Below are 23430 nucleotides of genomic sequence, written 5' to 3' on the forward strand. Positions count from 1 at the left end.
CGTGCATGCCGCGAGCGCGCACCATTGGGCCGTCGGTCATCGCGGCGCTGCCGTTCACCGGTATAGCTCATCTCCGTTTCTCCGCCCACGCCGGGGCCGGAAGGGCCTTGAAATGCTCCTGAGCAACCGCGCCGGTGAGCGCTGGGCGCGGCGCCTGGACCCGGCCGGCAAGGTGTCGGACTGGACCCTGTCGCGCCCGTTCGCCGACATGGTCCAGGCCGCCTGCGACCCGCAGCGCGCGGTCGCCGCGCGGGCCGCCCGCGCCACCGACGGCAACGGCTCCAGCGCGCAGGTGATCGTGCTGCCGCTGCCGCCCTCGCACGCCTTTGCCGCGCAGTGGCAGGAACCGGCGGCGCTGGTGATCGTGCATGAGCAGGACAGCGCGCCGCTGTTGCTGGCGCCGGTGCTGCGCGACCTCTACGGGCTGACCCCGGCGGAGACCCGACTGACCGTCCAGGTGGCCACCGGCCAGGGCCTGCCCGAAGCCAGCCAGCAGCTGAATATCCGCCACGAAACCGCGCGCACCCAGCTCAAGGCCGTGTTCAACAAGACCGGCTGCAACAGCCAGGCCCAGCTGACGCATCTGCTCTCGCGCCTCGGCGCGGCGCTGGACGGGGCCTGAACACCACACACGTGGCAGGCGGGCCGGTGCCGCCGCGGCGGCACGCCCGTCGCCACGCGAAAAAAGTGTTAAAAGTACAAGAAGTAAAAAGAAGGGAAGCCATGAGCGACACACAGATGCACGACACCATTCGCGCGCTGTACGAGGGGATCTTCGATGGCGACGCCTGGCAGCGCAGCCTGGGCGCGCTGTGCCAGGCCAGCGGCAGCAGCCATGCCCATCTGCTGGTGCTCGACACGGTCCACGAGCGCGTGCTGGTGAACCAGGAGGTCAACCCCATGCCGGAGGCGGTGGCCGTCTACCGCGAACAGTACGCGGCCATCGACCCGGCCCTGCCGTTCGCCAGGCGCATGTCGGTGGGCAGCTGGTATATCGATTCGCGCGAACTGGGCGCGCAGACGATGCGCCAGTCGCCCTTCTACGGCGAATTCCTGCGGCAGATCGAACAGTCCTCGGTGATGGCCTGCCTGATCGAGCGCCAGCCGCACTACGACGTCCTACTGTCGCTGCAGCGCCCGCGGGGCCACGACCACTATTCGCCCGAGGACGCGCGTGCGCTCGACTGGGCGATCCCGCACGTGCGCCAGGCCATGGCCCTGCGCGAGCGCACCCTCCAGGTGTCGGCACTGGCGCATGCGTCATCGCAGCTGATGGAGCGGCTGCCGTTCGGCGTGATCGTGTTCCGCGACGACGGCAAGCCCCTGCTGGCCAACAGCATCGGTGAAACCTGGGTGCGCCGGTTGCTGCCGGCGGTGTCGATCGAAACCCGCGCCACGGAGGCCGCTGCGGCCGCGCGCGAGGAAGCCAGCTGGCAATTGTCGCGCCCGTTCGCCGAAGCGCTGCGGGCGGTGTCCAACCCGGCCAACCCGCAGCCGGCACAGGCGCTGCGCGCGGCCGACGGCGCCGGCCGCCAGGCGCAGGTCATCCTGCTGCCGCTGCCTCCTGCCCATCACCTGGCGATGGACTGGCAGCGCCCCAGCGTGCTGGTGGTCATCCATGAGCCCGGCGCCGCGCCGATGACGCTGCCGGCCGTCTTGCGCGACCTCTACGGCCTCACGCCGGCCGAGATCCGGCTGGCCTTGCAGCTGTCATCTGGAATTGGCCTGCCCGAGGCGTGCGAGCTGATCGGGATCCGGCGCGAGACCGGGCGCACGCAGTTGAAGGCTATTTTTACCAAGACGGCTACGGGGACGCAGGCGCAGTTGGCGCATTTGTTGACTAGGTTGGGGGTGAGGGTTTAGGTGCCGGGCTATAGCGGGTGTGGGCTGTTTCGCCGGTGTCGCCGGCTTGGCTCCTTGCTCGTTGGCTTGGGTTATGTAGGTCGGGTTCGATGTTGTCGTAGGTTTAAGCGCCTGGTTCCGCCCTGCTGGGCGGGTCACTTTTTGTCCGAGCGACAAAAAGTAACCAAAAAACGCGTCGCCTCTGGCGGCTGGCCACCAATTTGGTGGTGGCGGTGGTTCGAGCGGCGGTGCTTGCCGTTCGATGTGGTGGGTGGTTCGGGCCTGCTACGCACCCTGTCTGTGCCCACATCAACGGACTATTGGACGAACCCGACTTTAGGCGGTTGGCAGCCTGCTAACCCGAACTAACCACCGCGTCGGTGGGACGCCTTCGGCTGCGCTTCGCGCGAGCCCTAACGTGGCAGGCGGACGACCACGTTCTGATTTGCGCTTTTGGCCCAGCATCACGACAGCCCCGTGCGAGCGCAGCGACGCACTCCGTGCCCGAGCACCCGACCTACGATACTGAGTGCGCGCAGCGCAGCCGAAGGCGTCCCACCGATGACCTGCTTAGCAGGCTGCCAATAGCCTAAAGTCGGGTTCGTCCAATAGTCCGTCGACGCAGGCACCGGACAGGGAGCGTAGCTGGGTCGAACGGCCAACCACGCAAAACGGAAATCACCGCCGTTTGAACCACCGACGCCGTGGAATGGATGGCCAGCCGCCTGAGGCGACGCGTTTTTTTGGTCACTTTTTGTCGCTCGGACAAAAAGTGACCCGCCCAGCAGGGCGGAACCAGGCGCTCAAACCTACGACAACATCGAACCCGACCTACATAACCAAGCCAACCACCAGGAAGCCCATCCAAACACGATAACGCACGGCTACCCCCCTTCAATCCACCGAAGCCCCCACCGCCCTAACCACCCCCGCCCACTTCTGCCGATCCCCCTTCACCGTAGCCTTGAACTGCTCCACGGTCTCGACCCGCGGCGTGTTGCCCGCATCGATCAGCTTCTGCCGGATCGCCGGCGTTTCCAGCGCCACCTTCACCGCATCATTGATCTTGCGCGCGATCTTCGGGTCCAGCCCCTTCGGCCCGAAGAAGCCGAACCAGATGGTGCTGTTGAAGCCGGGCAGGCCGCTCTCGCCAATGGTCGGCACATCGGGAATCACCTGCACGCGCTGCTTTGTGGTCACGCCCAGCAGGCGCACCTTGCCGGCGCGGTACTGCGGCAGCACGCTCTGCACCTGGTTGAAGATGCAGCAGACCTCGCCCTTCACCACCGCCTGCAGCGCGTCGGGGCCGCCCTTGTAGGGCACGTGGACCATGTCCAGGCCGGCACGCGCGTTGAACTCGGCAAACGCCAGGTGCGTGCCGGTGCCATTGCCGGTGGACGCGTAGTTGTACTTGCCGGGGTTGGCCTTGACCTTCTCGATGAATTCCCTGACCGACTTCACATCGAGCACCGCCGGGTTGACGGTCAGCACATTGGAGACCTCGACCAGCGGCGCGATCGGGGTGAAATCGGCTTCGGCATCGAAGGGCAGGTTCTTGTACAGCGCCGGGTTGATGCCGTGCGTGGCCGCGGTGCCCAGCAGCAACGTGTAGCCGTCCGGCCTGGCATGCGCCACCACCTCGGAGGCAACGTTGCCGCCGGCGCCCGGCCGGTAGTCGTAGACGATGGTGGTCTTCAGCGACTTCTGCAGCGATTCCTGCAGCGTGCGGCCGACGATGTCAACGCCCGAGCCCGCGGTGAAGCCCATCAGGATCGCCACCGGCTGCGTCGGCCACTCGCCTTGCGCGCGGACCGGCGTGCTGACCGTGCTGACGGCAGCGGCGGCGCACAGGACGGCCAGGGCGGTAGCGGAACGGAAGGACCAGCGCGGCAGCAGGCGGGACGAAGTAGGCATGGGGGGCACCGTCGGTAAGTATCAGCAAGGTAAGACCCGGCGCGGCGGCTCAGCACAGTGGCCGGGATCACAGTGCCCGGGATCTGAGCCCCGGGCCAGCGCCACACGATAGCAAGGTTCCTGCCAAAACCAAACGACCGACTTCGCTTGAAGGTATTCCATCGGGGCATATGTGTCGCCCCGCCAACGTATCAGCGCCGCAGCAACCCCACCAGCTCGTCCACGTCCGGCAGCGGCGCGCCGGTGCCCGCCGCGCTGTCGTCGTCGGCCTCGAGCAGGTCGTCGGCCAGCGCGCGCTTGTCGCGGTGCAGGTCGACGATGCGCTCTTCGATGGTGCCCGCATTGATCAGCCGGTACACCGTGACGGGGCGCTGCTGGCCGATGCGGTGGGCGCGGCCCATGGCCTGGTCTTCGGCGGCGGGGTTCCACCAGGGGTCGGCGATGATCACGTAGTCGGCCGCGGTCAGGTTCAGGCCGAAGCCGCCGGCCTTCAGGCTGATCAGGAAGACATCGCCCTCGCCAGCCTGGAAGGCGGCCACGCGGCGCGTGCGCTCGGCCGCGGGGGTGGCGCCGTCCAGGTATTGCAGCGCCAGCCCGGCGCGCTCCAGCCCCTGGCGCAGCAACTGCAGGAAATCGACAAACTGGCTGAACACCAGGGTCTTGTGACCACTGGCGGCAAGCCCGCTGGCCAGGTCGACAAAGGCGCGCACCTTGGCGCCCTCGGTCAGTTGGCCGCTCAGTTCCGGGGTCACCAGGCGCGGATCGCACGCGGCGCGGCGCAGCCGCATCAGTTGCGCCAGCAAGTGGATGCGCGCCTGTGCCTGCTGCTGGGCCTGCGCCAGGGCCCGCGCCTGTGCCCCTGCCGGCGCGCCCTGGGTAGCCTTGCGTGCCGCCTCCGCGCGCGCCAGCGCGGCTTCGGCCTCGGTCTGGGCCTGGCGGCGCAGGGCCTCGTAGTGCGCGGCTTCGACCGGCTCGGGCTCGACGCGGATCACCAGCTCCGTGCGCGGCGGCAGCTCGTCCAGCACCTGCGGCTTGGTCCGGCGCAGCACGAAGGGCGCGATCATGCGGCGCAGGCGCAGGCGCGCCTCGCGCATGCCGGCGCGCTCGATCGGGTTGGCAAAATGCTCGTTGAAGCGGGCCAGCGAGCCCAGCAGCCCCGGATTGCAGAACCGCATCACCGACCACAGCTCGGCCAGCCGGTTCTCCACCGGCGTGCCGGTCAGCGCCATGCGAAAGCCCGACGGCAGCGCGAACATCGCCTGCGCCCGCCGCGTGACCGCGTTCTTGAAGGCCTGGGCCTCGTCAGCCACCACGGTATGCCATTCGCGCCCGCAGAACGCCTTGCTGGCCTGCTGCAGCAACGTGTACGAGACGATGACCAGATCGTGCGGGCCGGCCTGCGCCAGCAGCGTGTCACGCTCGCCCTCGGCATAGACATGGACCGTGAGCGTGGGCGCAAAGCGCCGCGCCTCGGAGGCCCAGTTGCCACATACCGAGGTCGGCGCGATCACCAGCGCGGCGCCGCCGCCGGCGCGTGCCACCAGCACCGCCAGCGCCTGCAGGGTCTTGCCCAGGCCCATATCGTCGGCCAGGCAGGCGCCCAGGCCCGAGGCCGCCAACGTCATGGCCCAGCGGTAGCCGGCCTCCTGGTAGGGGCGCAGTTCAGCCGCCAGCGTGGCAGGCAGCGCGATGTCCGCCTCGCGCGCGGCGCGCAGCCGGGCGATGCGCTGGCGGAAATGCGCATCGGGATCGATGCCGGCGCCGGCCAGCACGTCGTCCAGCCACGGCGTGGCCATCTGCGGCACGCGGATACCGTCGGGCACACGCTCGCCGACGCCGGCCAGGTCGCGCAGCCGGCCGCGCAAGGCGCGCGTCAGCGCCACGTAGACGCCCTGCCCCATCGGCACGAAGCGCCCGGCATGGCTGCCGGTCCAGTCGATCAGCTTGCCCAGCTCCAGCACCAGCCCTTCGGCCACGCGCAGCTCGCCGGCCAGCCGGTACCACGCGCCGCGGCTCTCGATCTGCACGCCCAGCTGCGGCAGGTCGGCCGACAGCACCCGCATCTCCTTGCCGCGCGGCCATTCGACGGCTAGCACTGCGGACAGGCCAGGCAGCGCCTCGACCACGTCCAGGGCGTCCTCCGGATCGTCCAGCGTCCAGGTGTACTCGCCGCCCGGCGGCGACAGCGCCACCAGCTGCGGCAGCGCGGCGAAGACTTCGGCCACGCTGGCGAGTTCTGCGTCCAGGTCGCGCTGCGTGGCCAGGGTCTCGCCGCGCACCGTCGCCATCAGCCGCTCGCGTCCGGCGCCGGGCGCGAGCCGCGGCCCGAGCGGGCCCAGCGGCGTCACCACCAGCCGCAACGAGATCCCGCGCCCCACGGGCGCCACTTCGGCACGCAGGCGCGCCTCGGCCTGGATCGCGCGCGTGCCGCCCGCGGCGTCGGCCTGGATCTGGAACTGACCGGCCAGCGCGCGCAGGGTCTGGTCGAGCCGGGCGTGGCCGTCCTCCGGGATCGCCAGGCCGTTGCCGATCAGCCGGGCGGCCTCGAACTGCGCCGGGGTGTAGCGGATCACCCGCAGCCGATGCGGGCCATCTCGCACCACCGTGACCTGGCGCAGCGCCTCGGCCTCCTGGCGCGCGGCGGCGGGCAGCAAGGCCTCCATCGCCGGCGCCTCGCGCACCGGCGGGAACATGCGCAGCACGTAGCGGCCGGCGCTGTGCACCGCTTCCAGCGCCGGCGCGTCCTCCACCACCTCGAGCGGCTGCGTGGGCGCGTGGGCCAGCACCACGCCCGGGTGCCCCACCAGCGCCATCACCGCCATGGCGCGGTCAAGCACGTAGCGCCGGTTGTGCGACTGGTCGCGGCGGATGGCCCGGGCCATGCGGGCGTCCCAGGGCTCCAGCCGGTCATCCTCGGCCACCCGCGCCAGCGCCACCGGCCGGGGCTTGCCCCAGCCGCGCGCGCCGCGGACCTGCTCCAGCGGCTCGATCGTGCCGGGCACGCCGTCGGCATCCAGCGTCAGCGCCCACAGCAGGCGCCGCGCTTCTGCGCCGGCGGCAGGCTCGGTGCCGGCGAGCGCGCGCAGCGCATCCAGCGCCTGCTGCCAGCCGGCCTGCGGCGCGGGCGCGCCACTGGCGTCGGGCGCCGGTTCAGGCTGGTTATCAGGGTCGGAATGTGTTGTCAGAGGCACGGCGAATGTCGCGATGATCGTGGGCTAACAGGCAGCCGAAGCTGCGGCACAGTGCACGGGATGGGGCAGGAACGCCCGGAAAAGAGGATTCTAGACCGCCGCGGCCCCCGCGCCGCGTTGTGACCCATGCCCCCGGGGCTTACAATATTGCTTTTGCAATTTCCACGGCACAGGGAGAACAGACATGTCGATGGCGGATCGCGACGGCAAGATTTGGATGGACGGCAAGCTGATCGAATGGCGCGACGCCAAGATCCACGTGCTGACGCATACGCTGCACTACGGCATGGGCGTGTTCGAGGGCGTGCGCGCGTACAAGACCCCCGAAGGCACCGCCATCTTCCGCCTGAAGGAGCACACCCGGCGCCTGTTCAACTCGGCCAAGATCTTCCAGATGGTCATGCCCTTCGACGAGGCCACGCTCGAAGCCGCCCAGCGCGAAGTGGTGCGCGCCAACAAGCTGGAATCCTGCTACATCCGCCCGCTGGTGTGGATCGGCTCGGAAAAGCTGGGCGTGTCGGCCAAGGGCAACACCATCCATGTCGCCATCGCGGCCTGGCCGTGGGGCGCCTACCTCGGCGAGGAAGGCATGGAGCGCGGCATCCGCGTGAAGACGTCTTCCTTCACCCGCCACCACGTCAACGTGTCGCTGGTGCGCGCCAAGGCCAGCGGCTACTACATCAACTCGATCCTGGCCAACCAGGAAGCCACCGGCATGGGCTACGACGAAGCCCTGCTGCTGGACACCGAAGGCTATGTCAGCGAAGGCTCGGGCGAGAACGTCTTCATCGTGCGCAACGGCGTGATCTACACCCCGGACCTGGCCTCGTGCCTGGACGGCATCACCCGCGACGCCACCCTGACCATCGCGCGCGACCTGGGCATAGAGGTGCGTGAGAAGCGCATCACCCGCGACGAGATGTACTGCGCCGACGAGGCCTTCTTCACCGGCACCGCCGCCGAAGTCACCCCGATCCGCGAACTGGACGACCGCGTCATTGGCGAAGGCCGCCGCGGCCCGGTGACCAAGCGCATCCAGGACACGTTCTTCGCCGCCGTGGGCGGCACCGACGAAAAGTACAAGAAGTGGCTGACGCTGATCTGAAGCCTGAGCACAGGCCTGGCCGCCAGCCCCTTTTGTCCGCGCCCGCTGTTTTCATCGAACAATAAGCATCAATCCCTGCAACACCATGACGCAAACCGCCACCATAATCGAAATCAGCGCTGACGATATTCCGCTGCATTGCCCGACCGCCAACACCCCGGCATGGAACTACCATCCGCGCGTGTTTCTCGACGTGGCAGACACCGGCGAGGCCAGGTGCCCCTACTGCGGTACCGTCTACAAGCTCAAGCCGGGCACCGTGCTGAAGGGCCACCACTGACCCGAGCCTCCTGCAATCGCACGATCCTGACGCTCCGGGCCGCCCTCAGGCGCCCCGGAGCGTTGGCGTTCCCGGCGTCCGCGCCGGTGCGCCCGTGCCGGCTCCTTGCGCCCCGCCCATGAAGAAAGCCCTCGTCATCGCCCCCAACTGCATCGGCGACGCCTTGATGGCGCAGCCGCTGTTTGCGCTGCTCAAGGCACGCCATCCGCGCCTGGTCATCGACGCACTCGCGCCCAAGGGGGTCGCGCCGGTGCTCGCGCGCATGCCGGAGATCGGACGCGTGTTCCCTTCCGACCTCGCGCACGGCAAGCTGCAACTGTCGGCGCGGCTGATGTTCGCGCAGCAGCTGAAGAACGAAGGCTACGACCTCGGCTACGTGCTGCCGAACTCGCTCAAGGCGGCGCTGATCCCGTGGCTGGCCGGCATTCCGCTGCGCGTCGGCTACCGTGGCGAAGCGCGCTTCGGCATGCTCAACGTGCGCCACGCCAACCCGCCGCGCGACCAGCGCCCGCCGATGGCGGAGCACTACGCCCGCCTGGCGCTCAAGCCCGGCGCGCGCCTGCCCGAAGACCTGCCCGAGCCGCGCCTGCGGGTCGACCCGGCGCGCGTGGCGGCCACCGCCGAACGCTTCGGCCTTGCCCCGCACGCGCGCGTGATCGCGTTCTGTCCGGGCGCGGAGTCCGGCCCGGCCAGGCGCTGGCCGGCCGGCCATTTCGCCAGGCTGGCGCAGATGCTGCGGCGTTCCTACCCGTACGCGCAGATGATCGCGCTGGGCTCGGCCAAGGATGCCGAGATCGCCACCGAGATCGCCAGCGAGGCCCCGTTCGTGCGCAACCTGTGCGGCCAGACCTCGCTCGACGATGCGGTGGACCTGCTGGCGCTGTCCGAAGCCGCCGTCTGCAACGATTCCGGCCTGATGCACGTCACCGCGGCGCTGAACCGCCCCCAGGTGGCGGTGTACGGCTCGAGCGATCCGCGCCACGCGCCGCCGCTGTCACAGGCAGCGAGTATCATGTGGCTGCAGCTGGAGTGCAGTCCCTGCTTCAAGCGCGAGTGCCCGCTGGGCCACCTGCGCTGCCTGAAAGAGATCGAACCAGAAATGGTGTTCGTCGAGCTGCGCAAGCTGCTGCACCGGCCCTGACTTCCCTGCCCTTGCCACGTCTACTGCCAACATGCCTCGCTTTGCCCGCCTGTTCGATTCCGCCGAAGACATCGTCGAAGCCTTTCGCGAAGCGCTGAAGCTGCGCGACGCCGAGGGCGCGCTGCGCCTGTGGCTGGACGAAGACTCGATCACCTGCGTGCTGCCCGACGGGCAGCGCCTGATCGGCCACGAGCAGCTGCGCCAGGCCTTCTTGCAACTGCTGGAAGAACAGCCGGTGCTGGTCGATGCCATCGAAACCAGCAGCCATGCGTCGATGGCCGTGTCGATCTTCGACGTGACCGAGGCGCTGCGCTTCGGCAGCGACCGCGTCGAGGCCGACCTGTACGTGCACACCACCTATGTGCTGATGCAGAACCACGAAGGCTGGCGCCTGGCCCATATCCACTGCAGCCCGGCCAACGCGGTGCAGGTCGCCGCCGTGGCAGCAGCGCCGGGGCAGGCGCTGCACTGATTCCGCACGGCCGCGCCGCGGCCTGCTGCAACACCACACCGGCATGACGCAGCTTCCGCACCACCGCCTGCCGCACGCCGTCCAGGCTGATCTGGTCACGGCACCCAGCCATGGCTATGGCGAAGGCGCGCCGATGCCCTGGTGGCTGCGCGGCGGCCATGCCCAGACCATCATCCCCGCGCGCTTCACGCGCCGCCCGCCACGCGTCAGCTTCCGCCGCGAACGCTGGGACACCCCCGACCAGGACTTCATCGACCTCGACTGGACCACCCATCCAGTGCAGCCGGATACGCCACTGGTGGTGATGTTCCACGGCCTGGAGGGCGATTCCGGCAGCCACTACGCGCAGGCGCTGATGCATGCGCTGTCCCTGCGCGGCTGGCAGGGCGTGATCCCGCATTTCCGCGGCTGCTCGGGCGAACTCAACCTGGCGCCGCGTTTCTACCACTCGGGCGATTCCGCCGAGATCCGCTGGGTGCTGGAGCGCATGCGCCAGCACCACTGCGCCAACGGCCGCAAGCTGCTGGTGGTGGGGATCTCGCTGGGCGGCAACGCACTGCTGCGCTTCCTGGGCGAAGACGGCGCCGGCGCCGGCCACGTGCATGCGGCCGCGGCGATCTCCGCGCCGCTGGACCTGGCCGCCGGGGGCGCGGCGCTGTCGGCCGGCTTCAACCTGGTCTACACGCGCATGTTCCTGCAGACGCTCAAGCGCAAGTCCTTGGCCAAGCTGGGACAGTTCCCGGGGCTGTTCGACCGCGATGTGATGCTGGCCAGCCGCGACCTGTACGCCTTCGACAACGTCGTCACGGCACCGCTGCACGGCTTTGCCGATACCGACGACTACTGGCGCCGCGCCGCCAGCAAACCGGTGCTGCGCGAGATCGCCGTGCCCACGCTGGTGCTCAATGCGCGCAACGATCCCTTCCTGCCGGCCCGGCACCTGCCCGGCCCGGCCGACGCCAGCCCGCAGGTATGGCTGGAGCAGCCCGAGCACGGCGGCCATGTCGGCTTCATGACCCCGCCCGAGGGCTGGCGCCGGCACCTGCCGCTGCTGCCCGACGGGCGCTTCAGCGGCCATATCGAATGGCTGCCGGCGCGGATCCTGAGATTTTTTGACAGCATGATGTAAGGCGGGCGCAGTCCCTTACCGGTCCGCCAAGGAGACAGAGATGGACGAGATCGTCAGGCAGGCAATGGCACGCTGGCCCAACGTGCCCAATGCCTATGGCTGGCTGGCGCTGGACCGCCGCGGCCAGTGGCGCCTGCGCAATGAGTACGCCCAGCAGCACGGGCTGTCGGGCGACCCCATCCGCAACGAAGCGCTGATCGGCTTTATCGAACGCAACTACCTGTGCGACGAGCGCGGTGCCTGGTACTTCCAGAACGGACCGCAGCGCGTGTTCGTGTCGCTGGGCTATGCGCCGTGGATCGTGCGGCTGCATGAGGGCGAGTTTCGCACCACCACGCAGCAGGCCTTCACGCTGCAGGCCTGCTACGCCGACGAGCACGGCAACGTGGTGCTGGCCGGCGCGGTCGGGGGCATGGCGCCAGGCAGCGCGCCGGCACAGCAGGCCGCCCTGCTGCACGACCACGACCTGGAACTGTTCAGCGGCGCCAGCACCTGGCATGGCGAAGCGTGCGGCGCGGCGCTGGGCGTGTTCCACCACGCCGGCCGCGATCTCCCGATCGAGCCTGTCGCGGAAGACGAGGTGCCGAAGCGCTTCGGCTTCGTGCGCCAGCCGGCGTCGACGGCCGGCTGAACACCGGCCTCAGTTCGGCATGCCCTTGTTGTCCTGCTTGTCCTCGCGGAACTGGCGCTCCAGCTGGTGCAGGCGCGCATCGACTTCGGACAGCGTGTAGAAGTCGCCATCGCCGGCCTTGCGCGCTATCTGCAATTGTTCGATGGCGGCCTGGTAGGAGCCGTCCATCGCGTACTTCTCGGCCAGCGCCTGATGCTGCTGCAGCCGCTTGCCCTGCCCCGCGTAAGCGCGCGCCAGCATTTCCCACCATTCGCTGCGCCCGGTCTCCTGGCGCGTGCGCTCGCGCAGGAAGCGCACGGCGTCGTCATAGCGGCCCGAGCCGACCAGGGTCTCGGCGTAGGCGACCGCCACCGCGTGCGACAGCGGGAACGCCTTCATCGAGGCATTGGCCTGGGACAGCGCCTCGGGCACGCGGCCCTGCGCGCGCGCCAGTTCCACCGCCATCACGTCCAGCATCGGACTGCCCGAGGTGGCGCCGGGAATATTGCCGTAGAGGCGGCGCGCCTCGCCCAGCGCCTGCTCGGCGGCGGCGTAGCGGCCCAGGCGCTGCTCCGTAAACGCGATCCCGTAATACACCGCCGGCAGGCGCAACGCCGAGGCCCCGGACATCTGCGCCTGCAATGCGGCGCGCAGATTCTGCAAGTCGCTGGGCGAGCCCTCCTGGATCACGCGAGCCCGCATGCGGGCGAACTCGTACTCCGGCGTGTTGGACACCTTGCGCGCCGCGACGTGCCTGACGCGGTCCTGCATGTCGGCAATCCGCTCGGAGGTCAGCGGGTGGGTCCGCACATAGGACGGCACCGAGTTCTCCGCGGTCCCCGAGGCGCGCTGCAGCCGCATGAAGAAATCGGGCATGCCTTGCGGGTCAAACCCCGCCGCGGTCAGGATCTGGAAGCCGACCCGGTCAGCCTCGCGCTCGGCGCCGCGCGAGAACGACAGCTGGTTGGCGATGGCCGCGCCCTGCCCGCCCATCGCCAGCGCCGCCGCCGCATCCGGGCTGCGCGTCGCGGCCAGGCCCGCCAGCACCATCGACGCCAGCGCAATCCACATCGACTGGTCCTGCGAGGTGATGCCGCGCGCGATATGCCGCTGCATCACGTGGCCGATTTCATGCCCCAGCACCGAGGCCAGCTCCGACTCTGTATCGGATTGCACCAGCAGTCCCGTATGCACGCCGATATAGCCGCCCGGCAGCGCAAACGCGTTGATGCTGCGGTCGCGCACCGCGAACAGGTCGAAGCCGGTGGCAAACGTGCCCGCCCCGGTCGAGCCCGAAATATTCTGGCGCCGCGCCGCCTGCACCAGCCGGTAGCCGAGCGCGTTCAGGTAATCGGCCAGCAACGGGTCCGTCACGTACTGCGGGTCGCGCCGGATATCGCGCATGATGCGGTCGCCCAGCCGCTTTTCCATATCGGGCGACAGCGCGGCGGTCGACGGGTCGCCCAAGTCCGGCAACTGCACACCGCCGGCCTCGACCACCGCATTGTTGGTGCGCAGGCCGAACTCGGATTTCTGGCCCGCCTTCACGCTGCGGTTCAGGTTGTCGTAGACCTGGTCGCTGGCCTCGTCCGAGATGGCGGGCGCCGGCTGGCGGCTGGCGGCCACGGGCGTGGCTGGCGCCGTCGCCGCGCGCGGCGTAGCCTGGGGCCAGGCCGGCGCCGCGAACGTCAGCGCCAGCAGCGCCGCCAGCGGCCGCCGCCATGGCGTCCAGGCGCCGCCCGCGCGGCAATGGCTGTCGTCGCCGCGATGTGACGCGGAACCGGCAGGAACAGCGTCCGCCACGGCGCCAGGGCCGCTTGCGGCAGACCTGCGAAGCGATGGGTGTTTTGGCATGTTGCTATGATAGCGGCCTCCCGTGGCCGTTCCCATCGGATGCTTCCCAATGGCGCCGATGGCCCTTGCACGCAGTTCGCACCGAAGCTTCCGATCATGACCCAGCTCACCCATTTCGATACCGCCGGACAAGCCCACATGGTCGACGTCGGCGACAAGGCCAGCACCCGCCGCGTCGCGGTGGCCACCGGCACCATCACCATGCAGCCTGCCACCTTCGCGCTGGTGCGCGACGGCAGCGCCAAGAAGGGCGACGTGATCGGCATCGCCCGCGTGGCGGCGATCATGGCGACCAAGCGCACCGCCGACCTGATCCCGCTATGCCACCCGATCGGCCTGACCAAGGTCGCCGTCGATTTCGCCCTGGATGAAGCCACCGCCACCGTCGCCTGCACCGTGCGCACCGAGACCCGCGGCCAGACCGGCGTGGAGATGGAGGCACTGACCGGCGTGCAGGTGGCGCTGCTGACAATCTACGACATGTGCAAGGCGGTGGACCGCGGCATGGTCATCGGCAATGTGAAGTTGCTGGAAAAGCATGGGGGCAAATCGGGCGACTGGGTGGCGGGCGACACGAAGTGATTTGACCACTGACCCGGGGTTTCCGACGATCAACCCATGCACGTATGGCAGGATCACCGTCAGGTAGTGGCCTGCTTCAATGGGACATGCATCAATAAACAAGGCACCGACCCGCGCATCTCATGCTTACAACATCGATTTGCCTTGGGCGAGAATCTTGTCGCAAACCTGCTTCGTGATTTGTTCCTTCAGCCCGCCGCCGCTCAGGTCTATCTGATTGCCATCACCACTGTGCAAGATGCCCTTTGAACCGTCGGTGTAGCTGCTGTCGGATGAAGACGTACCGCCCGGCAGCTTGCCCATCAGGGAATCCTTGACCGAGGCTGCGCCCCCGCCCAGATAATTGTTCTTGATACAAAATTCCAGAACTCCCGCTACGTTGCCGGTGCTGCTGGATGTCAGTGATTGCAAGGAAAGTCCGCTACCCATCGCACCCAGGCCGCCAAGCCCACCGGACGATCCGCTGCCCGCGCCTTGCTTGAGAAGATCACCTAGTTGCGCGTGGGCCGTGCAAAGGGACAGCAAGCCAGCGATCAGGAAACCCTTCGCTGCAGTGCGATGCGTGCGTCTGTTCATGCCACCCTCTTTTTTCAGAACTGAACGGTCTTCCAATATAGTGCCGTTCAGAGGCGCCGCCGTTGCGCGATGCGTTGGCAGCATGGCATCGAATATGCCTGTGGACCGCGGCATGGCGATATGAGGGCAAAGCGGGCGACTGGGTGGCGAATGGCTGACCGCCCCCCGCCGACGTGACGCCTGCGACACGCGTCGCGATGGGATATATCACAACGTCTTACGCCACCGTCGTTCCCCGGTAATAAAGGTAACGTCGCAGGCACACTGCCCCGACGCCAGCGCGCGACAATTTGGTATTCAATACGATTGCAGGCCGGCAATGATCGCGGCTTGCTGACCCTGTCCGAGACGTGCCATCGGCGCGCGCGGGGATGAGGTGAATACCATGAACGGGCGCATGCTATGCCAGCTTGCCCTGGCACTCGCGGCCACGGCCGCAAGCGGCGCCGCCCTCGCCGGGCGGGCCGAATCTGATCACCATGACGGACGCGGCGGCTTCATCAAGACCCACGTCGGCGTCGGCGTCTATGTCGGGCCCGGCGTGTTCTATGGCGGTTACCCGTACGGCTATCCCGCGTATCCCTACAATCCACCCGCGGTGGTCACGGTACCGGCGGGGCCGCCGCAATACATCGAGCAAGGTCCCAACGGCCCGGTTCCCGCCCCCGGGCCGGAGGGTGCGCAACCGTCGCAAGGCTGGTGGTATCACTGCAGCCAGCCCGACGGCTACTACCCCTATGTGCAGTCCTGCCCCGGCGGCTGGCAACGCGTGCCGGCGCAGCCGCCGGCCAACTCCTGATGCGGGGTGACACTATGCATGCCCTGACCCGTGCCGCGCTGGCCGCGGCCACCCTGACCCTCGGCGCCTGCGCCGTGATGCCTGCCGGCCCCAGCGTGATGGCGCTGCCGGGCACCGGCAAGAACTTCGACCAGTTCCGCGCCGACGACTACAACTGCCGGCAGTTCGCCCTCGGCCGCGTCGGCGGGGTCTCGTCAGCGCAGGCCGCCAACAATGCCGCCGTCGGCAGCGCCGTGGTCGGCACCGCGCTGGGCGCGGCGGCCGGCGCGGCCTTCAATGGTGGTTCGGGTGCGGCGGTGGGCGCTGGCATCGGCCTGCTGACCGGCGCCGCGGTTGGCGCGGGCAATGCGCAGTACGCGGGGTACGGCACGCAACAGCAATACGATGCCGCCTACGTCCAGTGCATGTACGCCAGTGGCAACCGCGTGCCGGTCCCCGGGCGCGTGGCCGCCGCACCGCAGCCGGCGCCGCGGTACTACTATCCGCCGCCCCCGCCACGGGTCTATTACAGCCCGTATCCGTACTACTAGGTCAGTTGCGGTCGAACTCGGAGAACCGGCGCGAGCGATCGCCCACCCAGGCGCAGAACGCCTGCGGGCGTTCGCCGGGCTTCAGCGCCCGGCAATCCTGCGCGATCGCCGCATACTGCGCGGCTTCATCGCCCAGGTAATACCAGTGCAACCGCTCCATCCACTGGCGGCCTTGCGCAGGATCTCCGGTCAGCGCCAGCAGCCACGCTGTGCGCGAGATCATGGTCGGTGTAGGCAGCAGATGAACGGCAGCGATATGAGCTGGCAACAGCTCCGCCGCGTTCTCGGGCGTGATGGTGGCCTGGCCGACAGCGTCGGCCAGCGCATGCTGGCGGAACCAGAAGCGTGGCATCGGCAAGGCATCGCGGCCCTCGCTGCTGGCATATTCGCGCGCCTCGGCGCGGCGGTAGTCTTGCCACATGGTGGCCAGCACGACCGCCGCCACCACGACAAACGCGAACGTCAGCCCCCGTGCCACCGGCATCGGCACGCGCCAGCGCCCGAAGGCCGACGGCTCCAGCCAACCGAGCATGAAGCAGAACGGCAGGAAGAAGTACAGGTAATGCAGCGGGTATTCAAGCATCGAATGCGCACACAGCATCGCCAGCCACGTAAGCACCAGCACGGTCTGCTTGCGCGCTTCGCTGTCGCCGTGCCACAAGCGAACACGAATCACGCGCCATAGCCACGCCAGCAGGATCACGCCCACCCCGGCGGTGCCGACGATGCCCGTCTTCGCCAGCAAGTCGAGGATGGCGTTGTGAGCGTGCAGGGACATTTCTACCTTGACGCCGACTTGCTGCAACTGCTGGAATTGCGCCCAGCCGAACTCGCCCCAGCCGACGCCGAACCAGGGGTAGGAGCGGAACATGGCCAGCGCATGCGTCCATAGTGCGCCGCGCGCGGACATCTGGTCTTCAGCCTCGAGCTGCGCGATGGTATCGAACAGGTGCCAGTCAAATGCATGGCCTGCCGCGCGGATCGCAGGCTGCAGGATCAGCAGTATTGCCACCATTGCTACCGCTGCTACGACCAGACCGACTGGGCGTTGCATGGGATCCAAGTCGCGTCGAGCGCCTCGCGCGAGCCACGCCATGACCAGTGCATAGATCGCAGCCAGGCCAACATGCAGCACGCCGGTGCGTGAGCCGGACAGCACGATGCCGCTTTCAAGCAAGGCCACGGCGGCAAGCCACATCGGGAAGCGCAGGCGACCACGCGAGGCCAGCCACACAGACGCCGCCAGCGCGAGGCCTTCGACAGTGGCCTGGTGGTTGGGCTGGTTCAGGTTGCCCCAGAGGCGGCGGTTGGTATCGTAGAAGTAGGTGGAGACTAGGCCGAGCGTGCGAGGTTCGAGGTGGAAAAGCTGTACCCATTGCGTCACCGATCCGAGCAGGCCAGCGATGAAGAAAGCCGTGGCTAAGGTGTCGGCGATATCCCGAGTGGATACTGCCGATGCATGTCGGTATGACCATGCAGCGCATGTCACTATCGCACCGAGGAGCAATGTGAGAACGGTGACCAGGCGACTCCCTGTGATGTCAGGAGGGCCGACGACAACTTGGGCCAGGCTGACAGCAGCCAGCCATAGAAACAGGAGCGCTACCCACGGCATCAACACAGCTTGCGATGCGGTGGGCCGACGAACAGCATGTATTGCGAGGACGCCGATGGCGCAGACTGCGGCTGTCCATTCGCCATAGAAAGTGGCTAGCGGCAGGGTGTGCCGGGAAACCAGCAGCGGGAAGGCAATCGTTAGGACGACGGCAGTCGCCGGAATGACAATCCTGGACGGCGGCATGCATACGCCTTGTTGGGAGAAAGGCGAATGATAGCTCGCGGGACGAACAAAGAAAAAGCGCCCGAAGGCGCTTTTTCTTTCAGTGCAACTTGATTAGACGCCGGTCTTGGATTTGGTGCAAGCCGCTGCACCGCCTGCGCCGCCTACATTCGCAACCGCCCAAGTAACAGCAGTTGCCGAGATCGTCGGCGTGACAGTTACAACGCAATTGCCTGCGGAGGCTGAACCCGTGATGGTGATCACACCAGCGGCATAAGCCACGGTGCTGCCATTTGTGGGAGCGGGCATCCCGGCCGTGTAACCAACAGCGGCGTTTGCCAGACCGGCTGCAGTGTCGTCATTGCAAGGCGCAGCGATTGCCGTCTGACTGTTGTTCTGAATGCATTCCGCGATCACCTGCTTCAAGGGAGCGATAGAAGTGAGGTTGTCCGACCAACGTGCGCGGGTCACGTAATCCTGATACTGCGGAATAGCAATCGCCGCCAAAATACCAATGATCGCCACAACGATCATCAGTTCGATCAGCGTAAAGCCCTTCTGGACACGGCGGCCCAGTTTCTTAAGTTGTACCCGTTGCATGATTTGACCCCTCGAAGAGATTTTGGTTAAGCGTTGCACGTCTTCGTTTTTCGTGACGCGGGAACGATTGAGCAGTAAGCGTGCCAGCGGATCCCACATCCCTAGAGGGTAGAAAAGCGACAAATTTCGTCACCCGTCAGGGGGAGACTCGCCAGTTGCGCCAAAAATTGTCACGCCGGCCCGCCATCACGGACCAGACCGACAAATCGTGCGATCACTCACATGAGTTAGTTGGCCAGGGCGCCGGCAACCGAATCGCGGGCGCGCCGACGAAAAAGGGCGGCCAGCTGGCCGCCCTGCTCGCCTGCGCAGCGTCTCGTCAGGCGGTCTGTGCCTGGCGGCGGCTCAGCAGCTTGCCGATGACCACCACCAGGATCGCGCCAGCGACGCCGAATACCAGGTGGGCATGCGGCACATGGACTTCGAACCAGGCGGCGTCGATCGGGTCGCTGACCAGCATTTCGCCGGCCAGGTAGCCCAGCAGCGCGGCGCCCAGCACGATGATGACCGGGAAGCGTTCCATCACCTTGAGCAGGATGGTGCTGCCGAACACGATCAGCGGGATCGACAGGCCCAGGCCCAGGATCAGCAGCATCAGCTGGCTGCCTTCGGGGCCCTTCTGGGCGGCGGCGGCCACGGCGACCACGTTGTCCAGCGACATCACCAGGTCGGCGATCAGGATGGTGCGGATGGCGGCCCAGATATTGTCCTTGGCGTCATGGCCGTCCTCGTCGTCTTCGCCGGTCAGCAGTTGCACGCCGATATAGACCAGCAGCAAGGCGCCGATGATCTTCAGGTACGGCAGGCTCAGCAGCTTGACCGCGGCCACGGTCAGCACCACGCGCATGATGATGGCGGCGGCGCTGCCCCAGAAGATGGCCTTCTTCTGCTGGGCGGGCGGCAGGTTGCGCGAGGCGAGCGCGATCACCACGGCGTTGTCGCCGGACAGGACGATGTTGGTCAGGATGATCGATCCCAACGCAATCCAGAATGTGGTGGAAGACAGCAGTTCCACGGGGAGGCTCCTCGAGTTCTATCTATGGATCCGAACCCGCCATTTGATGGCGATTCGGATGTCTGAAAACACAGACATGAATATTTATCGTACGAACCTTTCGATTCGGTTTCAAACCCCGGCGAGACCACTTGGGAGATACCCTAAGAACCGCCCCACCAGAATGACATTGCCCCCGCACGGGGCGGGGGCAATGTCTCGTCATTCCCGCGCGGGCGGGATGACGTGCTCGAAAGCACTTGACAGTTACAGCATTGCCTTCAGCAGGCGGGCCATTTCCGACGGATTCTTGGTGACCGTGATACCGCAGGCTTCCATGATTTCCAGCTTGGCCTGGGCGGTGTCGGCACCACCCGAGATCAGCGCGCCGGCGTGGCCCATGCGCTTGCCCGGAGGCGCGGTCACGCCAGCGATGAAGCCGACCACCGGCTTCTTCATGTTTTCCTTGATCCAGTAAGCCGCGTTGGCTTCGTCCGGACCACCGATCTCACCGATCATGACCACGGCGTCCGTTTCCGGATCGTCGTTGAACATCTTCATCACGTCGATGTGCTTCAGGCCGTTGATGGGGTCGCCACCAATGCCCACGGCCGACGACTGGCCCAGGCCCAGCGCGGTCAGCTGACCCACGGCTTCGTACGTCAGCGTGCCCGAGCGCGACACCACGCCGATGCGGCCCTTGCGGTGGATGTGGCCCGGCATGATGCCGATCTTGATTTCGTCCGGCGTGATCAGGCCCGGGCAGTTCGGTCCCAGCAGCAGGGTCTTCTTCTTCTCGCGGCGCATGCGGTCCTTGACTTCCATCATGTCGCGCACGGGGATGCCTTCGGTGATGCAGACCACCAGGTCCAGGTCGGCGTCAACGGCTTCCCAGATCGCGGCAGCGGCGCCTGCGGGCGGCACGTAGATGACCGACACGGTGGCGCCGGTCTGGGCCTTGGCATCCTTGACGCTGGCGTAGATGGGAATGCCTTCGAAGTCTTCGCCGGCCTTCTTCGGGTTCACGCCCGCGACGAAGCAGTTCTTGCCGTTGGCATAGTCGCGGCAGCCACGGGTGTGGAACTGGCCGGTCTTGCCGGTAATGCCCTGGGTGATGACCTTGGTGTCTTTGTTGATCAGAATCGACATGCTGTAATCCTTTGCTTGGCTACGAGCGGCGCGCGCAAGGGCGCATCAAAGCGCCTGCGCACCGCCCGCGTTCGCGTATGGTTGCGTTCGTGCGACGGCTTACTTGCCAGCGGCAGCGGCCACCACCTTCTGGGCGGCTTCTTCCATCGTGTCGGCCGAGATGATGGGCAGGCCCGAGTCGGCCAGCATCTTCTTGCCGAGGTCTTCGTTGGTGCCCTTCATGCGCACGACCAGCGGCACCGTCAGGTGCACGGCCTTGGAAGCGGAGATCACGCCTTCGGCGATCACGTCGCAACGCATGATGCCGCCGAAGATGTTGACCAGGATGGCCTCCACGTTCGGGTTGCTCAGCATCAGCTTGAAGGCTTCGGTCACCTTCTCGGTGGTGGCACCGCCGCCCACGTCGAGGAAATTGGCCGGCTCGCCGCCGAACAGCTTGATGGTGTCCATGGTGGCCATGGCCAGGCCGGCGCCGTTCACCAGGCAGCCGATGTTGCCATCCAGCGAGATGTAGGCCAGGTCGAACTTCGAGGCTTCGATTTCGTTGGCGTCTTCTTCATCCAGGTCGCGGTAGGCGACGATTTCCGGATGACGGAACAGCGCGTTCGAGTCGAAGTTGAACTTGGCGTCAAGCGCGATGACCTTGCCGTCGCCGGTCAGGATCAGCGGGTTGATTTCAGCCAGCGAAGCGTCGGTTTCGTAGAACGCCTTGTACAGGCCTTGCAGGGCCTGGCGGGCTTGCGCCACGCTCGCGTCGGGCACGCCGATCTTGCGGGCGATGTCGTCGGCTTCAGCGTCGGTCAGGCCGACCGACGGTTCGATGATCAGGGTGTGGATCTTTTCCGGGCTGTGGGCAGCGACTTCTTCGATGTCCATGCCGCCTTCGCTCGATGCCATCAGCGCGACCTTCTGCGAGACGCGGTCCACCACCAGCGAAACGTACAGTTCCTTCTTGATGTCGGCGCCTTCTTCGATCAGCAAGCGATTGACCTTCTTGCCTTCCGGACCGGTCTGGTGCGTGACCAGTTGCATGCCCAGGATGTTCGAAGCGTAGGTCTTGACGTCGTCGATGCTCTTGGCAACCTTCACGCCGCCGCCCTTGCCGCGGCCACCCGCATGAATCTGAGCCTTGACAACCCACACCGGGCCGCCGAGCGTTTCTGCGGCCTTCAGGGCCTCGTCAACCGAGAACGCGGGAATGCCGCGCGGAACCGGCACATTGTATTTGCGCAGGATTTCCTTGCCTTGATACTCATGGATATTCATGCGTGTTTCCTTTCGGGTAGGCGTAAAAGGTAGAAGGGAAGAATCTGAAAGAAGACGAACTCTCTCGTCTGGCTGGCCAATCCTGAGAATCAGCCGGAAGTGCCGGTCGGCCGCTCGGCCGGGACAGCGTCGTTGCCGTCGTTTGCGTCACCGCCGCGGTCGCCATTGGCCGCGGCTGGCGCCGGAGGCGCAGTTGCGACGGCAGGTGCTGCCTCGGCCCGTACCTTGGGCGTCGGCTGGTGACCATACCAGCGCGGGTAAAACTGACGGACCACCTCGCCATCGAAACGCAGGGCATGGCAGCCGTTCAACTGATAGGGCGGCTCCGGATTCGGATCGTCCTCGCCGTTGCCGCGGATATCGATGACTTCACCGGCAAAGGCCTGGATAGCGGTGCTGGGCAGCACGCCCGCGGCCTCGGTCAGGTGCGAGCAGCCGTGCATGCCTCCCAGGCGCTCCCGGACCGCCTTGCGGAAGCCCTTGAGCAGGTTCAGCCCAATCAGCTTGCGATAGGCCGGGCCGATCGTGTCGCAATAGGACGGATACGGCACCCAGTCCGAGCAGGCCTCGGCATCCAGCACCGTCATTGCCTCGTTGATCGTGATGCGCAGCCACAAGTCGTGCAGGGGCTGGCCCACCGGCCGGACGCGGTCGCCGGCCAGTTCGATGTCGCGAGGTTTGGTGTCGGTCAGGCGCACCTCGATATCCCACAAGCCGTCCCCTCTCTGGTACGCCTCGGCCGTAATGGCGCGACGGTGACGCTGGGAGCGGTTGACGGGCTGGGACAGAGGCATGGCCAGGCTGGAAATACGGGGGCTGGGGAACGGCGGTGCCGGAGCACCGAATAACCCGGGGAGTTTAACATGCCGCGCCGCGTTGGCCGGGAACATCCTTGCGCGGCAAATGTCGCGGCGGGATTGTCGGCCAACCATGGTGCCCCGGCATGGCGCGGCGCCTTGCCGCAATGCACCAGCGGAAACCGGCCCGGCGGTGGCAACAAAATCGTTGCCAGTCCTGCCCAGAGATGACGCAACGCAGTGAATATACCTGATGCCAGTGCAGGTACTCCGGCGAAAAATGGCGCAAGCGCCACGCATCGGCACTCAACCCTCGTTGCCGTAGTCTTCGTCCGCACCCCGGATGATCTTGCTGACGACCGAACGCGAAAACCCGCGCGTCACCATGAAACGGATCTGCTTTGCCCGCGCTTCGGGCGTGTCCGGCGGAGTGCCGAAGCGCTTGCGCCAGACCTCGCGCGCGCGCTCGACTTCGGTAGCGCGCAGCCGTTCCCGCAGCTCGCCCAGTTCCTCGCTGCCCAGCTTGTGGGTCTTGGCTTCCTGCATCACCCGCGCGGTACCGTAGCGGGCGCCGCGGCGATGCACCAGGCTGTCGGCAAAGCGCTGGTTCGACAGCCAGTTCTCGCGCTCCAGCGCGTCCAGCAACTGCTCAAGCTGCTCGGCAGACTCGGCGTGCGGCGCCAGCTTGCGCGCCAGCTCGGCGCGGCTGTGCTCGCGGCGCGACAGGTAGCCGACGGCGCGGGCCTTCAGCGAAAGCGGGGGACGGGTTGCCATGAATGGATTGATAAAAAACTAAAAGGCCGAAGCATCGGCGATGCC

21 protein-coding genes and 1 pseudogene are annotated in these 23430 nt (G+C 67.0%); 11 read left to right on the forward strand and 11 right to left on the reverse strand.

Annotated elements, in window-relative coordinates:
• Positions 1 to 112: 112 nt before the first annotated feature.
• Both DN412_RS34070 and DN412_RS34075 read left to right on the forward strand, forming a co-directional pair.
• Positions 113 to 622: pseudogene (locus tag DN412_RS34070) on the forward strand (helix-turn-helix transcriptional regulator); the annotation flags it as partial.
• A 101-nt stretch (positions 623 to 723) separates the two neighbouring features.
• The gene (locus DN412_RS34075; protein WP_115215617.1) at positions 724 to 1863 is read left to right on the forward strand and encodes a helix-turn-helix transcriptional regulator; all 1140 of its coding nucleotides are present in this window, start codon (positions 724 to 726) and stop codon (positions 1861 to 1863) included.
• A gap of 873 nt (positions 1864 to 2736) precedes the next feature.
• Here the strand turns inward: DN412_RS34075 and DN412_RS34080 are convergent.
• On the reverse strand, positions 2737 to 3756 hold the full coding sequence (locus DN412_RS34080; RefSeq protein ID WP_115215618.1) for a Bug family tripartite tricarboxylate transporter substrate binding protein: 1020 nt from the start codon (positions 3754 to 3756) through the stop codon (positions 2737 to 2739).
• Between the two features lie 191 nt (positions 3757 to 3947).
• Entirely contained in the window at positions 3948 to 6947 is a 3000-nt protein-coding gene (locus DN412_RS34085) for a DEAD/DEAH box helicase (RefSeq protein ID WP_115215619.1), read from the reverse strand.
• Positions 6948 to 7131: 184 nt separating this feature from the next.
• On the opposite strand from DN412_RS34085, the gene DN412_RS34090 reads away from it, so the two are divergent.
• From DN412_RS34090 to DN412_RS34115, 6 genes are all read left to right on the forward strand, one after another.
• Positions 7132 to 8052, forward strand: coding sequence for a branched-chain amino acid transaminase (locus DN412_RS34090; protein WP_115215620.1), 921 nt, complete (start codon positions 7132 to 7134; stop codon positions 8050 to 8052).
• Positions 8053 to 8137: 85 nt separating this feature from the next.
• Positions 8138 to 8332 (forward strand): zinc-finger domain-containing protein, encoded by a 195-nt coding sequence (locus tag DN412_RS34095; protein ID WP_115215621.1) that lies wholly within the window; start codon positions 8138 to 8140, stop codon positions 8330 to 8332.
• A 118-nt stretch (positions 8333 to 8450) separates the two neighbouring features.
• Positions 8451 to 9473, forward strand: a complete 1023-nt coding sequence (waaF, locus tag DN412_RS34100; protein ID WP_115215622.1) for a lipopolysaccharide heptosyltransferase II — start codon at positions 8451 to 8453, stop codon at positions 9471 to 9473.
• Positions 9474 to 9504: 31 nt separating this feature from the next.
• Positions 9505 to 9945 (forward strand): YybH family protein, encoded by a 441-nt coding sequence (locus tag DN412_RS34105; protein ID WP_078195356.1) that lies wholly within the window; start codon positions 9505 to 9507, stop codon positions 9943 to 9945.
• A gap of 43 nt (positions 9946 to 9988) precedes the next feature.
• Positions 9989 to 11074 (forward strand): YheT family hydrolase, encoded by a 1086-nt coding sequence (locus DN412_RS34110; protein WP_115215623.1) that lies wholly within the window; start codon positions 9989 to 9991, stop codon positions 11072 to 11074.
• Positions 11075 to 11114: 40 nt separating this feature from the next.
• The gene (locus DN412_RS34115) at positions 11115 to 11705 is read left to right on the forward strand and encodes a DUF2946 family protein (protein WP_115215624.1); all 591 of its coding nucleotides are present in this window, start codon (positions 11115 to 11117) and stop codon (positions 11703 to 11705) included.
• A gap of 9 nt (positions 11706 to 11714) precedes the next feature.
• Here DN412_RS34115 and DN412_RS34120 read toward each other — a convergent pair whose 3' ends face one another.
• Positions 11715 to 13538: a beta-barrel assembly-enhancing protease gene (locus DN412_RS34120; protein ID WP_115215625.1), complete on the reverse strand. Its 1824-nt coding sequence runs from the start codon at positions 13536 to 13538 to the stop codon at positions 11715 to 11717.
• Positions 13539 to 13634: 96 nt separating this feature from the next.
• Here DN412_RS34120 and moaC point away from each other — a divergent pair, with 96 nt between their 5' ends.
• Entirely contained in the window at positions 13635 to 14120 is a 486-nt protein-coding gene (gene moaC, locus DN412_RS34125; protein WP_115215641.1) for a cyclic pyranopterin monophosphate synthase MoaC, read from the forward strand.
• Between the two features lie 126 nt (positions 14121 to 14246).
• Here moaC and DN412_RS34130 read toward each other — a convergent pair whose 3' ends face one another.
• On the reverse strand, positions 14247 to 14696 hold the full coding sequence (locus DN412_RS34130) for a DUF2501 domain-containing protein (protein ID WP_115215626.1): 450 nt from the start codon (positions 14694 to 14696) through the stop codon (positions 14247 to 14249).
• 385 nt (positions 14697 to 15081) lie between these two features.
• Between DN412_RS34130 and DN412_RS34135 the strand changes: the two genes are divergently transcribed.
• Positions 15082 to 15495 carry a hypothetical protein gene (locus tag DN412_RS34135; RefSeq protein WP_115215627.1) on the forward strand — a complete coding sequence of 138 codons (414 nt, stop codon included), beginning with the start codon at positions 15082 to 15084 and terminating at the stop codon, positions 15493 to 15495.
• 14 nt (positions 15496 to 15509) lie between these two features.
• On the forward strand, positions 15510 to 16025 hold the full coding sequence (locus DN412_RS34140; protein ID WP_115215628.1) for a hypothetical protein: 516 nt from the start codon (positions 15510 to 15512) through the stop codon (positions 16023 to 16025).
• Between the two features lies 1 nt (position 16026).
• Here the strand turns inward: DN412_RS34140 and DN412_RS34145 are convergent, their stop codons facing one another.
• The 7 genes from DN412_RS34145 to recX form a co-directional block, all read right to left on the reverse strand.
• Complete coding sequence (locus tag DN412_RS34145) at positions 16027 to 17826, reverse strand: PglL family O-oligosaccharyltransferase (RefSeq protein ID WP_115215629.1); 1800 nt, start codon at positions 17824 to 17826, stop codon at positions 16027 to 16029.
• A 93-nt stretch (positions 17827 to 17919) separates the two neighbouring features.
• Entirely contained in the window at positions 17920 to 18405 is a 486-nt protein-coding gene (locus DN412_RS34150; protein WP_115215642.1) for a pilin, read from the reverse strand.
• Positions 18406 to 18724: 319 nt separating this feature from the next.
• Positions 18725 to 19420 carry a TerC family protein gene (locus DN412_RS34155; RefSeq protein ID WP_078195349.1) on the reverse strand — a complete coding sequence of 232 codons (696 nt, stop codon included), beginning with the start codon at positions 19418 to 19420 and terminating at the stop codon, positions 18725 to 18727.
• A 246-nt stretch (positions 19421 to 19666) separates the two neighbouring features.
• On the reverse strand, positions 19667 to 20548 hold the full coding sequence (gene sucD / locus DN412_RS34160) for a succinate--CoA ligase subunit alpha (RefSeq protein WP_115215630.1): 882 nt from the start codon (positions 20546 to 20548) through the stop codon (positions 19667 to 19669).
• A 99-nt stretch (positions 20549 to 20647) separates the two neighbouring features.
• Complete coding sequence (gene sucC, locus DN412_RS34165; RefSeq protein ID WP_013955623.1) at positions 20648 to 21814, reverse strand: ADP-forming succinate--CoA ligase subunit beta; 1167 nt, start codon at positions 21812 to 21814, stop codon at positions 20648 to 20650.
• An 89-nt stretch (positions 21815 to 21903) separates the two neighbouring features.
• A complete protein-coding gene (locus DN412_RS34170) occupies positions 21904 to 22608 on the reverse strand; it encodes a DUF2889 domain-containing protein (protein WP_115215631.1) in 705 nt (234 codons plus the stop codon).
• Between the two features lie 309 nt (positions 22609 to 22917).
• A complete protein-coding gene (gene recX / locus DN412_RS34175; protein ID WP_115215632.1) occupies positions 22918 to 23385 on the reverse strand; it encodes a recombination regulator RecX in 468 nt (155 codons plus the stop codon).
• Positions 23386 to 23430: the final 45 nt, after the last annotated feature.

Source organism: Cupriavidus lacunae, assembly GCF_003353055.1.
GTDB classification, from domain to species: domain Bacteria; phylum Pseudomonadota; class Gammaproteobacteria; order Burkholderiales; family Burkholderiaceae; genus Cupriavidus; species Cupriavidus lacunae.

Excerpts from the sequence above, each read along its gene's own strand:
- DN412_RS34150 (WP_115215642.1), bottom strand. The coding sequence starts at position 18,405 with ATGCAACGGGTACAACTTAAGAAACTGGGCCGCCGTGTCCAGAAGGGC.
- DN412_RS34110 (WP_115215623.1), top strand. The coding sequence starts at position 9,989 with ATGACGCAGCTTCCGCACCACCGCCTGCCGCACGCCGTCCAGGCTGAT.
- sucD (WP_115215630.1), bottom strand. The coding sequence starts at position 20,548 with ATGTCGATTCTGATCAACAAAGACACCAAGGTCATCACCCAGGGCATT.
- DN412_RS34105 (WP_078195356.1), top strand. The coding sequence starts at position 9,505 with ATGCCTCGCTTTGCCCGCCTGTTCGATTCCGCCGAAGACATCGTCGAA.
- DN412_RS34130 (WP_115215626.1), bottom strand. The coding sequence starts at position 14,696 with ATGAACAGACGCACGCATCGCACTGCAGCGAAGGGTTTCCTGATCGCT.
- DN412_RS34080 (WP_115215618.1), bottom strand. The coding sequence starts at position 3,756 with ATGCCTACTTCGTCCCGCCTGCTGCCGCGCTGGTCCTTCCGTTCCGCT.
- recX (WP_115215632.1), bottom strand. The coding sequence starts at position 23,385 with ATGGCAACCCGTCCCCCGCTTTCGCTGAAGGCCCGCGCCGTCGGCTAC.
- DN412_RS34095 (WP_115215621.1), top strand. The coding sequence starts at position 8,138 with ATGACGCAAACCGCCACCATAATCGAAATCAGCGCTGACGATATTCCG.
- DN412_RS34135 (WP_115215627.1), top strand. The coding sequence starts at position 15,082 with ATGAACGGGCGCATGCTATGCCAGCTTGCCCTGGCACTCGCGGCCACG.
- DN412_RS34090 (WP_115215620.1), top strand. The coding sequence starts at position 7,132 with ATGTCGATGGCGGATCGCGACGGCAAGATTTGGATGGACGGCAAGCTG.
- DN412_RS34075 (WP_115215617.1), top strand. The coding sequence starts at position 724 with ATGAGCGACACACAGATGCACGACACCATTCGCGCGCTGTACGAGGGG.
- DN412_RS34140 (WP_115215628.1), top strand. The coding sequence starts at position 15,510 with ATGCATGCCCTGACCCGTGCCGCGCTGGCCGCGGCCACCCTGACCCTC.
- moaC (WP_115215641.1), top strand. The coding sequence starts at position 13,635 with ATGACCCAGCTCACCCATTTCGATACCGCCGGACAAGCCCACATGGTC.
- waaF (WP_115215622.1), top strand. The coding sequence starts at position 8,451 with ATGAAGAAAGCCCTCGTCATCGCCCCCAACTGCATCGGCGACGCCTTG.
- DN412_RS34120 (WP_115215625.1), bottom strand. The coding sequence starts at position 13,538 with ATGCCAAAACACCCATCGCTTCGCAGGTCTGCCGCAAGCGGCCCTGGC.
- DN412_RS34145 (WP_115215629.1), bottom strand. The coding sequence starts at position 17,826 with ATGCCGCCGTCCAGGATTGTCATTCCGGCGACTGCCGTCGTCCTAACG.
- sucC (WP_013955623.1), bottom strand. The coding sequence starts at position 21,814 with ATGAATATCCATGAGTATCAAGGCAAGGAAATCCTGCGCAAATACAAT.
- DN412_RS34170 (WP_115215631.1), bottom strand. The coding sequence starts at position 22,608 with ATGCCTCTGTCCCAGCCCGTCAACCGCTCCCAGCGTCACCGTCGCGCC.
- DN412_RS34115 (WP_115215624.1), top strand. The coding sequence starts at position 11,115 with ATGGACGAGATCGTCAGGCAGGCAATGGCACGCTGGCCCAACGTGCCC.